Annotated in this window: 12 protein-coding genes; 8 read left to right on the top strand and 4 right to left on the bottom strand. The window is 64.8% G+C overall.

What is annotated here, in order from left to right:
* Nucleotides 1–19 precede the first annotated feature (19 nt).
* From rfbA to PFX90_RS16140, 5 genes are read left to right on the top strand one after another with little or no spacing between them, the layout of a single operon-like run.
* Nucleotides 20–916 (top strand): glucose-1-phosphate thymidylyltransferase RfbA, encoded by an 897-nt coding sequence (gene rfbA, locus PFX90_RS16120; protein ID WP_285713687.1) that lies wholly within the window; start codon nucleotides 20–22, stop codon nucleotides 914–916.
* Nucleotides 913–1,458: a dTDP-4-dehydrorhamnose 3,5-epimerase gene (rfbC, locus tag PFX90_RS16125; RefSeq protein WP_285713688.1), complete on the top strand. Its 546-nt coding sequence runs from the start codon at nucleotides 913–915 to the stop codon at nucleotides 1,456–1,458. The genes rfbA and rfbC overlap by 4 nt, the downstream gene beginning before the upstream one ends.
* Nucleotides 1,455–2,312 (top strand): dTDP-4-dehydrorhamnose reductase, encoded by an 858-nt coding sequence (gene rfbD / locus PFX90_RS16130; RefSeq protein WP_285713689.1) that lies wholly within the window; start codon nucleotides 1,455–1,457, stop codon nucleotides 2,310–2,312. Before rfbC ends, rfbD begins: the two co-directional genes overlap by 4 nt.
* Complete coding sequence (gene rfbB, locus PFX90_RS16135; protein WP_285713690.1) at nucleotides 2,305–3,363, top strand: dTDP-glucose 4,6-dehydratase; 1,059 nt, start codon at nucleotides 2,305–2,307, stop codon at nucleotides 3,361–3,363. The genes rfbD and rfbB overlap by 8 nt, the downstream gene beginning before the upstream one ends.
* Nucleotides 3,356–4,471, top strand: a complete 1,116-nt coding sequence (locus tag PFX90_RS16140; protein WP_285713691.1) for an acyltransferase family protein — start codon at nucleotides 3,356–3,358, stop codon at nucleotides 4,469–4,471. Before rfbB ends, PFX90_RS16140 begins: the two co-directional genes overlap by 8 nt.
* On the opposite strand, the gene PFX90_RS16145 is transcribed toward PFX90_RS16140, so the two are convergent.
* Together PFX90_RS16145 and PFX90_RS16150 are read right to left on the bottom strand one after the other, a co-directional pair.
* The gene (locus PFX90_RS16145; protein WP_285713692.1) at nucleotides 4,428–5,684 is read right to left on the bottom strand and encodes a rhamnosyltransferase WsaF family glycosyltransferase; all 1,257 of its coding nucleotides are present in this window, start codon (nucleotides 5,682–5,684) and stop codon (nucleotides 4,428–4,430) included. The two genes, PFX90_RS16140 and PFX90_RS16145, sit on opposite strands and share 44 nt — an antisense overlap.
* Entirely contained in the window at nucleotides 5,681–6,496 is an 816-nt protein-coding gene (locus PFX90_RS16150; protein ID WP_285713694.1) for a class I SAM-dependent methyltransferase, read from the bottom strand. The genes PFX90_RS16145 and PFX90_RS16150 overlap by 4 nt, the downstream gene beginning before the upstream one ends.
* 435 nt (nucleotides 6,497–6,931) lie before the next feature.
* On the opposite strand from PFX90_RS16150, the gene PFX90_RS16155 reads away from it, so the two are divergent.
* Nucleotides 6,932–8,386, top strand: coding sequence for an oligosaccharide flippase family protein (locus PFX90_RS16155; RefSeq protein WP_285713695.1), 1,455 nt, complete (start codon nucleotides 6,932–6,934; stop codon nucleotides 8,384–8,386).
* Between the two features lie 27 nt (nucleotides 8,387–8,413).
* On the opposite strand, the gene PFX90_RS16160 is transcribed toward PFX90_RS16155, so the two are convergent.
* Both PFX90_RS16160 and PFX90_RS16165 read right to left on the bottom strand, forming a co-directional pair.
* Nucleotides 8,414–10,870 carry a SwmB domain-containing protein gene (locus PFX90_RS16160; protein ID WP_285713696.1) on the bottom strand — a complete coding sequence of 819 codons (2,457 nt, stop codon included), beginning with the start codon at nucleotides 10,868–10,870 and terminating at the stop codon, nucleotides 8,414–8,416.
* Nucleotides 10,870–11,145 (bottom strand): spike base protein, RCAP_Rcc01079 family, encoded by a 276-nt coding sequence (locus tag PFX90_RS16165; RefSeq protein ID WP_285713697.1) that lies wholly within the window; start codon nucleotides 11,143–11,145, stop codon nucleotides 10,870–10,872. The genes PFX90_RS16160 and PFX90_RS16165 overlap by 1 nt, the downstream gene beginning before the upstream one ends.
* A 204-nt stretch (nucleotides 11,146–11,349) precedes the next feature.
* Here PFX90_RS16165 and PFX90_RS16170 point away from each other — a divergent pair, with 204 nt between their 5' ends.
* Nucleotides 11,350–12,444 (top strand): acyltransferase family protein, encoded by a 1,095-nt coding sequence (locus PFX90_RS16170; protein ID WP_285713698.1) that lies wholly within the window; start codon nucleotides 11,350–11,352, stop codon nucleotides 12,442–12,444.
* Nucleotides 12,445–12,603: 159 nt separating this feature from the next.
* On the top strand, nucleotides 12,604–13,920 hold the full coding sequence (locus PFX90_RS16175; RefSeq protein WP_285713699.1) for an O-antigen ligase family protein: 1,317 nt from the start codon (nucleotides 12,604–12,606) through the stop codon (nucleotides 13,918–13,920).
* Nucleotides 13,921–14,004 lie beyond the last annotated feature (84 nt).

Consider the following 14,004-nt stretch of genomic DNA (forward strand, 5'->3'; position numbering starts at 1 on the left):
TAAAAGGTGCGCACCCCTCATGCAGATCCAAACGAAGCGGCGCGGGATCATTCTGGCGGGGGGCTCGGGCACCAGACTGTATCCGCTGACGCGCGGCGTGTCGAAGCAGCTGATGCCGATCTACGACAAGCCGATGATCTACTACCCGCTCAGCACGCTGATGCTGGCCGGGATCCGCGAAATCCTGATCATCACCACCCCCGAAGACGCCGCCCAGTTCAAGCGTGTGCTGGGCGATGGTTCGGACTTCGGGGTGGAGCTGTCCTATGAAGTCCAGCCCCGGCCCGAGGGGCTCGCGCAGGCGTTCCATATCGGCGCGGATTTCGTCAAGGGCGGGCCGAGCGCGCTGATCCTCGGCGACAATATCTTCTACGGCCACGGCCTGCCGCAGCTGCTGCAAAGCGCCAATGCGCGCGAGAGCGGGGCCACGGTGTTCGCCTATCGGGTGAACGACCCGCAGGCCTTCGGCGTGGTCGAATTCGATGCCGGCGGCAAGGCCGTCTCGATCGAGGAAAAGCCCAAGGTCCCCAAGTCGAACTATGCGGTGACCGGCCTCTATTTCTACGACGAGACCGTGGCCGATCGCGCCCGCGAGCTTGCGCCTTCGCCGCGCGGCGAGCTGGAGATCACCGATTTGAACCGCCTCTATCTCGATGAAGGCACCATGTCGGTCGAGATCATGGGGCGCGGTTTCGCCTGGCTCGACACCGGCACCCATGCCTCGCTGCTCGATGCTGCGACTTACGTGCGCATCACCGAGGAACGGCAGGGCCTCAAGATCTGCTGCCCCGAGGAAATCGCGCTGCGGCAGGGCTTCATCACGGCGGGCCGCCTGCGCGAAATCGCCGAGCCGCTGCGCAAGTCGGGCTATGGCGAATATCTCCTCAAACTGCTCGACCAGCCGGTGCTGCCGTGAACATCATCGAAACCGCCATTCCGGGCGTGTTGATCATCGAGCCGCGCGTGTTCGGGGATGCGCGCGGGTTTTTCATGGAGACGTGGAACGCCGCGGCCTTTGCTGCCGCGGGCCTCGATCTCGCCTTCGTGCAGGACAACCACAGCCGCTCGCAGAAGGGCGTGCTGCGCGGCCTGCATTTCCAGAACCCGGGGCCGCAGGGCAAGCTGGTGCGGGTGACGAACGGCGCGGTGTTCGACGTCGCGGTCGATCTGCGCGCCGCCTCGCCGACCTTCGGCAACTGGGTGGGCGTCGAACTGAGCGCCGCCAACAAGCGGATGTTCTGGGTGCCCGAGGGCTTCGCCCACGGCTTCCTGACGCTCGAGGACGACACCGACTTCCTCTACAAGTGCACCGCGCCCTATGCGCCGCAGTCGGAATTCACGCTGGCGTGGAACGATCCGGCGGTCGGGATCGAATGGCCGGTCGATGGGCTCGACCCGCTGATCTCCGAAAAGGACGCGCGGGGCCTCGCGCTCGCTGACGTGCCGGTGTTCGCATGAGAGTGCTCATCACCGGCGCGAACGGCCAGCTCGGCGGGGCCTTGCAGCGCACCGCCCCGGCCTGGGCGGACATCAACGCCATCGATGTCGAGGATGTCGACCTCACCGACAGCGCGATGCTGACCGCGCGGCTGGTAGTCGAGGCGCCCGATCTCATCATCAATGCGGCTGCCTATACCGCGGTCGACAAGGCCGAGAGCGACGAGGATACGGCGCGGGCGATCAACGTCGATGCGGTCGCCACTATGGTTGCGGCGATGGAGAGCACGGGCGGCAGGTTCGTCCATGTTTCGACCGATTACGTCTTCGATGGCACCGCGTCTTCGCCCTATCTGCCAGACGCGCCGCGCAATCCGCAATCGGCCTATGGCCGCACCAAGGCCGAAGGCGAGGACAAGCTGCGCCGGCAGGACATCCTCGTGCGCACCGCATGGGTCTATGAAGCGGGCGGGGCGAACTTCGTGCGGACCATGATCCGCCTGATGAAGGAGCGCGAGGAGCTCGGCGTCGTCGCCGACCAGATCGGCGCGCCCACCTGGGCGACGGGGTTGGCGCGCACCATCTGGGGGCTGGTCGAGCGCGAGGCCACCGGCACCTTCCACCACAGCGATGCCGGGGTCGCAAGCTGGTATGATTTCGCTGTCGCCATCGCCGAGGAAGCACACTCGCTCGGTCTGCTGGCACGCATACCGACCATCCGGCCGCTCACCACGGCCGACTACCCCACCCCGGCAAAGCGCCCGGCCTTCTCGCTGCTCGACTGCCGCGCCACCCGCGCGGCGCTGGACGAGACGCCGGTCCACTGGCGCACCCATCTGCGCCTGATGCTCAAAGAGGAAGCAAAGCTTGGCTAATCTTCTCGTTACTGGCGGCGCCGGATTCATCGGCGGCAATTTCGTGCACTATTGGAACGCCAAGCATCCCGAAGACCGGGTCATCGTGCTCGACGCGCTGACCTATGCCGGCAACCGCTCGACCCTCGAAGGCGCGCCCCATGCCGAGCTGGTCGAAGGCGACATCCGCGACACCGCGCTGGTCGAACGCCTGCTGCGCGATCATGACATCACGACGCTGGTGCACTTCGCCGCCGAAAGCCATGTCGACCGATCGATCAGCGGGCCGGACGCCTTCATCGACACCAACATCCTCGGCACCAACAGCCTGTTGAAGGCCGCGCGCGCCGTGTGGCTGTCGGGCAGCGGGGTGGCCCACCGGTTCCACCACATCTCGACCGACGAGGTGTTCGGCTCGCTCGGGCCCAACGATCCTGCCTTCAGCGAGACGACGCCCTATGCCCCTAACTCGCCCTATTCGGCATCCAAGGCCGCGTCCGATCACCTGGTGCGCGCCTATCACCACACCTACGGGCTGGAAGTGACGACCAGCAACTGCTCGAACAATTACGGCCCGTACCAATACCCCGAAAAGCTGATCCCGCTGTTCCTGCTGAACGCGCTCCACGGCCGCAACCTGCCGATCTACGGCGACGGGATGAACGTGCGCGACTGGCTGCATGTCGAGGATCACTGCCGCGGGATCGAGGCCTGCCTCGTCAACGGCAAGCCGGGCGAGACCTATAATATCGGCGGCGGGGCGGAGCTGCCCAACCTCGAAGTGATCGCCGCCATCTGCCGCGAGGTCGATCGCGCCTTTGCCGAAATCGAAGGCCTTGCCGAACGCTACCCCGATGCACCCGCCGCCAAGGGCCAGCCGACCGAGAGCCTCAAGACCTTCGTCACCGACCGCGCCGGCCACGACCGCCGCTACGCGATCGACGAAACCAAGGCCCGCGCCGAACTGGACTATGCGCCGGTGCACGGCTTCGACGATGGCCTGCGCCAGACCTTGCGCTGGTATCTCGACCGCGAAGCCTGGTGGCGGCCGCTGATCGCGAAACATGCCTAGCGCGCAAGCCGACCGGGCGGGCCATCCGACGCTTGGTCAATGCCTTTCCGGCAGGCAGAACAATCTCAACGCGATCCGCATGTTCGCGGCGACCTGCGTGCTGGTCTCCCACGCCTTCCCGATCGCGCTCGGCGAGGGAACGCCCGAGCCGCTTCAGGCGCTGACCGGCGAAACCCTAGGCGGTCATGCGGTGATCATTTTCTTCATCCTGTCGGGCCTGCTGATCGCGCGCAGTTACGATCGCGGGCAGAACCTGAAGCGGTTCGCGCTGGCCCGCGCGGCGCGGCTCTACCCTGCCTTGATCGTGGTGACCGTGCTGACGGTGCTGGCGGGGGCGTTCTTCACCACCTTGCCGCTGGCGCAATATCTCGCCGCGCCACAAACACTGACCTACGTGCCGCGCAATCTCAGCCTTGCGTTCCTGCAATACCCGCTTCCGGGCGTGTTCGAGGCCAACCCCCTGCCGCGCTCGATCAATGGCAGCCTGTGGACGCTGTTCTACGAGGTCGTCTGCTACGGGATGGTCGTGGTCGTGGGGATGGCGGGCCTGCTGCGTCGGCGGCTCGCGTTCACGGCGACATTTGTGGCTCTCACGCTCGCCTACCTCGCCAGTCAGCAATGGCAGCCCGATGCCGGCGCTGCCGTCCGGCTGAAGCTGCTGCTGGTGCTGGGTTTCCCCTTCGCGCTCGGTTCGCTGGCCTATGTGTGGCGCGATCACGTTGTGCTCGACCCGAGGATTGCCGCGGTACTCTGGGTCTTGCCCTTTCTCGGCCACGGCACCGTGCTGCAATCCTTCACGATCGTGGTGCCGCTCGGCTACACCATCGCTTGTCTGGGCTTTCTGCCGGGCGGGCGGGTGCTGGCCTATAACCGGCTCGGGGACTATTCCTACGGCACCTATCTCTATGCCTTTCCGGTGCAGCAGGCGGCGGCGTACCTCTTCCCCGGCACGGGGCCGCTGGGCAATATCCTCATCGCTCTGCCGGTGACGCTGGTCCTTGCCGCGCTGTCATGGCACCTCATCGAGGAGCGCGCGCTCGCGAGCATCAGAAGCGCAAACCGCGCTAGCGCAGCGCCTCGACTAGCGCAGACCGCAGATCATCCATGAACGGATAGGCGTCCTCGCGCAGGTATTCGGGATTGCCGAAGGCCTGCGCAGGGGTGCCCGACGCGCGGCAGGCATCGGCCAGCGCCGCAGCGAGCGGGGCTTCGGCGATCGAGGTCACCGAGGTGATGTTGGGGTGGAAGGTCGAAAGGTCCTTGCAGACATAGCCGTTGGTCACCGTGCGCACCCCGAAATGGGCCATCTCAAGCGGCGGATAGCTCGGATGGGGCGAGGCCATCAGGCTGACCCCGGCCGAGGTCTCGAGCAGCATCCGCGCATAATCGTCGAGCGACAATTTGCCGACCGACGTCAGCTTGCGGCCATCGCCCAGATCGACCGGATCGTGGGACATCCCGGCAGACACCACCTCCCAGCTGCCGAACTCGGGATAGTCCCGCGCCCAGCGCCTGAGGCCCCGGACCAGCGCGGGAAAGCAGTTGCGCGCCACATTCGGCCGCCCGTAGACCAGCACGCGCGGCTTGCGCGGGGCCGTGCCGACCTGCGCCAGATAGGGCCGCAGCGCGTCCGATATCACCGGCTCGAACATGAAGCTGCGTTCGACCGAATGGCCGACGGCGGTGATGTACTCGGCGAGGTTCGAGCTGTTGATGATGCCCCACAGCGGTGCGCTCGTATCATAGGCGGCGCGGGCGAGCATGTGGGCGGAGGAGAACTCCATGAACGCCGGTTCGTAGTCCTGCATCAGCCATACGAGCGGGCGCGGCGGCTGGCCGAAGGCCCTGGCCTGCGCATCGCGCACGGCGGCGAAGTTGAGCGTCGTCCACCAGTTATAGGTGACGAAGATCTCGTGCGGCCGCACAGGGATAGCTGCATGCGGACTGCGGACCAGCTCGATCTGGTCGGGCGTGATCGTCAGCCCCGCTTTCGCGGCGCGCGTGGTGATGATCGTGGGATCGGTTTCGGACACTACATCGGTGATGATGACCCGCACATCGAGCGGCCCCGTGGCCCTGAGGGCAAGGCAGGCCCGCGCGAAGATGTCGATACCGGTCGCGGTGCCGCCGAAGTCCGCGCCCTTTTGCAGCAGCGGCACCACCATGGTCAGGCGCGGCGTAATGCTGGCATCGGGCGCGATCCCGAATTCCGCGAGCACCACTTCGTCGATCGGCGGCGATGCGATCCTGCCGCGCAGCTGGTGCACGATCGCCTTCATCTGCGGCGGCAGGTTCTGCTTCAGGAAATTGCGGGCGTTCATGCGTCAGGCTTGCGGGCAACGAAGGTCAGGAATTCGGCGTTGGCCCGGGTTTCGGGCGGTGCGGCGGCCATCTTGGCCTGAAGCGCCGCGCGGTCTTCCACGGGCGTAGCCTCGAGCGATTCCGCCCACACCCAGCCGCGCGCGCAGGTGTTGATGTGCTGCGTCCAGCTCGCGAAGCCCGCCGCTTCGAGCGCGCGGGTGAGGGCGGGCTGACTCGGCAGCGCGAAATGGCGCGGTGCTTCGAGGCCGCGCCAGTAGCGTCCGAACATCGCAAGCCCCGTCGCATCGGCGTTGGGCACCTCGAGATAGAGTGTGCCGCCGGGCTTCAGCCATCCATGGAGACGCCGCAGCAAGGCCGCCGGGTCCGGTACATGTTCGAGCACATGGGCGAGCGTGATGTGGTCGAATTCGCTCTGCCAATGCGACTCCTCGAGCGTGGCGACATCGGCGATGGCGATCCCGCGACCGGCCATGCTGCCGATCAGCTGCGGATCATATTCCGCGCCGGCGAGGTCGTGGCCGAGCGGGTGTAGCCGCAGCAGATACTCGCCGCTCCCACAGCCATAGTCGAGCACCTTGGCGGGCGCCTTGGGCGCGAAACGGAACTGCTCGTCGATCCCGGAGGTGTCGTAGCTGGCAGCCCGCAGCGCCGTGCCGATCAACCGGTCGATGATGCCGCTCGCGGCGGCATAGCGGTTCCGGACATAGGCGGAGCGGATGAACCGTTTGGCCGCCGACCCGCCGCCACCTCCGCCCGTCGCCTCGCCATGGGTGTAGTAGCTCGCATAGGCGCGCAGCAGGCGTTCGCCCACCGGCCGGTTGCGCAACAGGATGGCGCTGCAGGCGGTGCACCTCAGATAGTCGAAGTGCCCGTCATCGCATTTGAAGAAAAAGTCCCGAACATCTTGCGCTTCGACTTCAAATTCATCGTTCCCGCAGAAAAGACAGGACGAAGCGAGCTCAATACCCTCTTCTGAAGGGGACTGTGCCAGTGAAGATAAATCTGATGCCATCACTATTCTTCTAGGCCCATGAGAAGGAGAGGAGTTTTCCTGTCCGGACTGTGCGAATTACCGCAAATTTTATGGCAAATTCGACAAGCTTGATTGGCTATGATCTGTTGCCTGTTGGCCTTGCATAAGGCAATAACCCGCCGTGCACGGCTTTGAAACAGCAAAATGTAGCTTTGCCGCGATTTTTGCCGCATTGCAGCATGCTCGTTTGATGCTGCTGCCAAGGGTTCCCGGATGAAACTGGCGAAGAATTCGCTGCTTAGCCTGATGCCGACTGTTGCCGGGGTGGTCGTCAGCATCCTGACCGTGCCGTTCTACATCTCGCTGATCGGCAACGAGCGGTATGGCGCCCTGCTGATCGCCTGGATCCTGCTCGGCTATTTCGGGCAGGCCGATTTCGGGCTCGGTCGCGCGATCACCCAGCGGCTCTCGTCGATGCCCGATGCCGACGCGTCCGAGCGCGCGGGCGTGGTGTGGTCGGCGCTCTACGGGGCGACATTGATCGCGCTCGCCGGGGCAGCCCTGGTGTTCGTCGCGGCCAATGTGTTCTTCGGATCCTACTTCGAAGCGGGCGAGGCGCTCAAGGCCGAGGCCCTGCGGTCGACCTGGCTGTTCGCGCTGTGCGTCCCGGTGATCATGTATACCGGCGTGTCCTCGGGGGCGTTGACCGGGCTCGAACGGTTCGGGGTCGTGTCGGTCGGGACCACCGTCAGCAATCTGCTGGCCCAGATCCTGCCGCTGCTGGTGGCGATCTTCTATTCGGCGGATCTCAGTTCGCTGCTCGCGGCATCGCTCGTCGGCCGGGTGGCGGGCCTGCTGATGGTGATGGCGAGCATGTGGCGGGTGTTCCTGCGGCGCCAGACGGTCAATCCCTCGACCGCCGAGCTGCGGCGGCTGTTCACCTTCGGCGTGTGGATCATGGTGACAGCCATCATCGGACCACTGATGACGATGTCCGATCGGGTGGTCATCGGGGCCGCGATCGGTGCAGCGGCGGTGGTCGCCTATTCGGTCCCGTTCCAGATTGCCCAGCGCACGGTAATGCTGCCGATGGCTATCGTGCAGGCGCTGTTCCCGCGCCTCGCATCGCAATCTGCCGAGCGCGCGGAGGCGCTGGGCAAGGATGCCGTGGTGCTCGTCGGGCAGATGTATGCCTTCGTGGTGATTGGCCTGATCTGCATGGCCGAGCCGCTGCTGCGGCTCTGGCTGGGCGACAATCTCGATCAGCGTTCGGTGATTGTGGGCCAAATCGCGCTGGTCGGGTTCTGGGTCAATGCACTGGCGAATGTGCCCTATGCGCATATCCATGCGCGCGGGGATTCGCGTTTCACCGCGCTGGTCCATCTGGCCGAGCTGCCGCTCTATTGCGCAATGCTCTACGGCTTCGGACTGTGGCTGGGTCTGGCGGGGATCGCGCTGGCCTTCTCGCTTCGCGCCTTGATCGACTGCGTCATCATGTTCGCCAAGGCCGGCTTCGGCGAGGCACGGGTGCTGTTCCATCTGGCCGGCCCCGCCGCGCTGATCGCCGCAGCGCTGGCCGTGTCGCCTTACGCCGATGGCTGGCTGCCTGCCATGGCCTGCGCCGTCATCCTTGGAGGACTACTTGCCCCCCTGTGCTGGTTCCAGATGCCGGCTGCGGCCAAGCAGGCCATCCTGACGCGGCTCGGGCGGCCGGCCAATCCCGCCTGACCGCCCGAGCCTCGCCAAAGTGGCGAGTCAGATCCAGTCCGCCCCGCTGATCAGCGTCGTCGCGCCGCTCGTGACGAAGAACCGTCCCGCCGCGCTGCCCCGGTTCATGCCGCCCGCATCGTTCCACTGGGTGGCGCTGCCGACCAGGAATTGCGCCGGAATCGCACCCGTGATCCCGTCGCCGCGCGTCAGGATATCGAGATTCCCCGAAGTGACGCTGGAGAACTTGGCGCGGTTGGCGCTGTTCGCCAGATCGAGCCGGGTCGCGGTATTGAGATAGAACGCTCCGAGGCGGAAGGTAGCGTTGCCATGGTTGAGCAGCGTTCCGGAGAAGCCTGCGCGGGTCCAGCCTGCGCTTCCTCCGGCGACCCAGGTCAATCCCGTCACTGTCACGGCATTGCCATTGGCGTAGCAGTTGCAGCCCGCCACGGCCGTCGGCTGGGCAAGGTCGAGGCTGATCAGGATGTCGTAGTCGGTGTTCGGCGCAAACGCGCCTGCCGCGCCGATCTGCACGCGCGCCTGCGCCGTGCCTGCGGCATTGGCGATCCGCATTTCCAGCTGGCCATTGCTGCGCAGCATGAGCCTCAGTCCGGGCGTGCCCGAAGTGTTGCCGATAAGATCGACGTCGGCTGCCGGCAGGGCCGGAAAGCGGAACCTGAGCAGCGCCATGGTCCCCACCTGGCTATCGGCCGCCGCCAGACCGCCACCGGTAAGGGTGCGCCGCACACCGTTGGTGAACTCGACCACCGGATAGGCCGGGTTGGGCCCGCCCGTGGTCTCGGAGATGTTGGTGACGGCCTGACCGGTGAAGCTCGCCACGTTGATCCCGTCCACGCTGCGCAGCTTGTTCAGACCGCTGGTGTAGCTGACAGTGACCACATCGCCGCCTGTCACGGCGTTTACGAGCGAGAGGCCCGCGTTCTGGCGCCACACGGATGCAGTGGCGACAGTCACCGGCGCACCGTTCACGGTCACGACGAAATCGGAGACCGCCGGGGGAGTGGCGAGCTCGTTCAGGGCATGATCGAAGCGCAGCCAGATCGCGTTGCCTCTGATGCCTGCTTCCACCAGCGCCGGAACCGTCGTCTTGGCAGGGCGGTAGGCGTTCGTCATTTCAAGGCCGAAGGGCAGCATCGTGTTGCCTGCTCCGCCTTCGGTGCGGCGCAGATAGAGGGTGTCCATGTACAGCCAGAATTCCGGATTATCCCACAGGGCCTTGCCGCCGGTGGCGAGTTCCACTGCCAGCACGCCGGGGTAAAGCGAGTAGCCCACGACATCGCGATAATAGGCGTTCCAGTTGGACCCGTCCCGTTCACGGGTGACCGAGTGCAGTTCGCCCCATTCGGCGCTGCCGAACATCTGGTAGGTATAGGGTGCCCGGGGGCGACCATCACCGGCGAATTTCGGGACGGAAATATCCAGCGCCTCGACCCGGAAGATCTGGCTGTCTTCGGCCCAGCGGAAGTTTTCGGCGGCCGACAGGTATTTGAGCCACGATTGCGGGGCATTCGCTCCCAAGGCGAGAGCGCACATCACCACGATCGGCTTCTTCCATTGGTTCCCCCCGCCGCCGCCGAGCACGACGGCGCCTTCCTCCATGCGCGAGACGATGTCGTCGGCAATGGCGGCCATGTAGGTGAGAAGGGTCAGCTTTTGCTCGGCGGTGAAGCTGGAAAGGTGCAGGCAGAGCAGGGCCCGGTGCAGGTCATTGCCCACGTTGCGGCCATATTCGTCGTGATTGTTGACCCCCTTGGCCGAGTTGCTGTTGATGAAGTCGGGGAACGATGTCTCGATATAGCGATCGACCGCATCGAGCGCCTGCGCGTAGGTGAACGCGCTCGGCGTCGGCGCAAGGTTGCGAAAGGGCGCGAGCGAGAAGTTCGACCGCCGGATGCGCCATGACTTGTTGCCACGCGATACGCCCGGGCGGGCCGCATCAAGAGGAGGGATGCTGCTCACGACCGTGAGAACCACCATGTCGAGCCCGACGGGGCGGTTCTGGAACGGGATGTTGGTGAGTGCCGACACGAATTTCATGACGCTCCCCTCGACCACCACGAGGGGAACGCCGGTCGCCCCCGGGTCGACGTTCATGGCCGGATCATATTGCAGGGCCAGACCGACCCCGCTCCCCAACGTGTCGAAGCCTTGCCGCACACCGTTGCCGGTGTTGTTGGTGGTGAGGCCGCCGGGCGCATAGCTGCGATGGCCCGGGTTGACGACCGTCCCGTGGACGCGCCGGTTGGTGAAGGTCGCGCCGTTCCCGTCGACCCCGCTCGCCTGAACGCCGCCCGGCGGCGAGATCGCGGTGATCGCCACCGGTCCGAGCACCCACCAGTCGCCGTTGGCGTATTGGCCTGCAGGCCGCGGCGCGGCGAAAGTGAAGGTGACCCCGGTGACCGTGAGGCTATTGAGGATCTGTGCACTGCTGCTCGTGAATTGCTGTCGCCGGGAGCCCCGGTGGCCGAAGCCGAAACCGGACATCAGAGCAGCCCCACCAGAGCCGACGCCGTCGTCCCCGTCACCCGCACGGCCCGCACCCGCACGTCCAGCGTGCTACCGGTCGGCACGTTCTTGAAGAGCACGTCTGCATTGCCCAGCGCGGGACGCAGGACGACGTTGCCACCTTCCCCGACATAGATCGCCTTGGTGATCTGGGGCAGGTCGAGCGTGTCGCTGGGCGTGATGGTGATGCAATCGAGCGAAGGCGCGGTCGGGCTGTCGACGGAATTTTCGAAGGTGCGTTCGGGCATAGTCATCTCCTTTGAACAAAGTGAGAACAACTTGTTTCACATCGATCGGGAGTAGGAAAACGCTTTTTGGCCCCGGTGCAGCGAGATTGGACTGGTCTCGGTGATCAAAATTGACGAAGGAAAGGCAGCGCGCCCTCCAAACTCTCTCTCTCCCGCTTTGGACTGAAGGGGCGCGGCCGAAATCCTGCTCAGGGCACGAATGGGGCAAGAATGCTTGAACGTAGCACCTCCAGTGATCAGCAAGCGGTGCCCAGGACGTTCAAGCATGTGCCCGAGCTCGATGGCATGCGGGCGATTGCGGTTTCGATCGTCTTTATCGGCCATGCCCAGATATTGCCGAGCTTTCCTTCGGGATTCGGGGTGACGATCTTCTTCTTTCTCAGCGGGTATCTGATCACTTCGCTGATGCGGGTCGAATTCGCCAGGAACGGCCGGGTCGATCTCAAGGCGTTCTACATCCGCCGTTTTCTGCGCATCAACCCGCCGCTCTGGATATCCATGATCGCGATGGGGTCGATGGTTGCGCTCGGCGTGCTCAAGGTCGAGCTGACCTGGTACGACATCCTCAGCCAGGCGCTGTTTTTCGCGAACTACATGCCTGACTTTGCACAAAGAACAGGCTTGCCCTCGCCGCTCTGGTCGCTCGCTGTGGAGGAGCATTTCTATCTCGCCTTCCCGCTGCTGTTCGGATTGATGGCGCGGCGGTTCGAACCCCGGAAGATTGCGCTGATCTGTGCGGTCATGTGCATGGCGGTCCTGCTGATCCGCATGTTCAACATCGCGATCCTCGATATCGCCTATTCCAACTATTACTGGACCCACACGCGGATCGACTCGATCCTGTTCGGATCGGTGCTGGCGCTGTGGTCGAACCCGCTGCTGGACGAGCCGGACGAGTGCATCGAGGTCGGGTTCTGGCACCTCGCGGCGGCCGGTCTGGCCGTGCTGGTGTCCTTTGTCATCAAGTTCGATGCCTTCGAATATGGCTTCAAATACACCGTTCAGGGCATCGCTCTGTTCTTCGTTTTCGCCTTCATCCTGCAAGGCAGGTCGCCCTTGATCGCGCCGCTGCGATGGAAGGCCGTGCAGCTGGTCGGGCTGTATTCCTATACCATCTACCTGATCCACTACGCCTTCATCATCGCCGTCAAGCAAGGCGCGCCCGATGCGCCGGCAATCGTGCGGGCGGTAATTGCCGCCGCGCTTTCGCTGGCCTTTGCCTACGTCATGTACCGGCTTGTGGAGTCGCCCATGGCTGCCATTCGTAAACGCATGAATGCGCGCGCCGGAGCGTCACATGGTTGAGATGCGGCGGAGCGCAGGGCGGGCGGGGCAATCTGTGTTGCCACCGTCTGGCACGCGGTTTAGTGCCGGGGACGGAACAGACCTGTGACGACAAGCAACAAGTCCCCTAGCCTCAGGGTGCCTGCGGGCGCCATCATTCCGCCGGGCGTACCGGGGGGAATGGCCGGGCCTCGCCATGTCGTCCGTCCCAGGCCCGCCAGCGCCGCATCGGAATATCTCCGGATTGCGCCGCTGCTGATCCTCGCCCTCGCGCTGCTGATGCCGGCCGAGGTCAGGGTCGCTCTGGCTGGCCAGACGCTTTACGCCTACCGGATCGCGTGGATCGCCCTGCTGCCTTTCGTCTTCTTCCAGTTCTCGCGCGGCGCGATGCAATTCCGGGCGAACGATCTGTTCGTGACGATCGGTGCGGGCTGGATCACCGTTTCCTTTGTGGCCAACTACGGAGCCGTGATCGGTATCCCTTCGGGGATCGGCGCATCGCTCGACCTCATCGCCCCCTATTTCATCGCGCGCGCGTCGATCCGGAACATGAACGATTTCCGGCGCCTTATGATCATCCTTTCGCCGGTCGTGTTCGTGTTTGCGGTTCTGATGCCGGTCGAAGGCGTTACCCAGAGCCGCTTCATTCGCGATGCGGCGGCGGCTGCGTTCGGCAGCCTCGGCACGTCGGAATACGGCCAGACCTCCGCCTTCCGGATCGCGACCGATACGCGCATGGGCCTGCTGCGCGCGATGGGGCCGTTCTCCCACCCCATTCTGGCAGGGGTGTTCTTCTCGACCCTGCTGCCGATCTACTACTTCTCCAAGACCCGCGGGATCCCGCGGTTCCTCGGCTTCTCGGCGGGCTTTGCTGCCTTCTTCTCGCTCAGCTCGGCGGCGATCCTCGGGGTGGTCCTGTTCATCGCGCTGGCGATCTACGATTATCTGCGCCGTGTCGTCTCGTTCCTGAGCTGGCCGCTGTTCCTGGGTTCTGTCGCGGCGCTGTTCGCCGTCCTGCACGTGGTGTCCAAGAACGGCATCCTCTCCGTCCTCATCCGCTTCACGATGGACCCGGCCACAGGGCTCTACCGCCTGCTGATCTGGGAATACGGGGGCAAGTCCGTGGTGCGCCATCCGCTCTTCGGCATCGGGTATCAGAAATTCGAAGCGCTGGCATGGATGGGCGACAGTATCGACACCCTCTGGCTGCACCTCGCAGTCCGCAGCGGCCTGCCTTCGGCACTGTTCCTGCTGCTCGCGACGCTGTGGGCCGTGGCGGGCACAGCGCTGACGGCCGGGCGCAGGTCCGATCCCGATCATTCGACGCTCATCGGCCTGTCGATCGCGCTGGCCATCCTTGCGATCGCCGCCTTCTCCGTGTCCTTCTTCGGCGGGATGCTGACCTGGTATGCCATGTTGCTGGGCATCGGCTCGACCCTGGGAACCGTGAAGGCTGAGCCCCAGCCACAAAGGCGCGCCATAATCAGGCGCATCTGACCCATGAGCTTGAACCGGTCAACCTGGCTGCGTCAGCTGGTCCTGAAAGGCAGATGGGCCTACCTGTGCCACATCTCCAAGATG

The organism is Erythrobacter oryzae (assembly GCF_030271515.1).
In the GTDB taxonomy this organism is placed as follows: domain Bacteria; phylum Pseudomonadota; class Alphaproteobacteria; order Sphingomonadales; family Sphingomonadaceae; genus Erythrobacter; species Erythrobacter oryzae.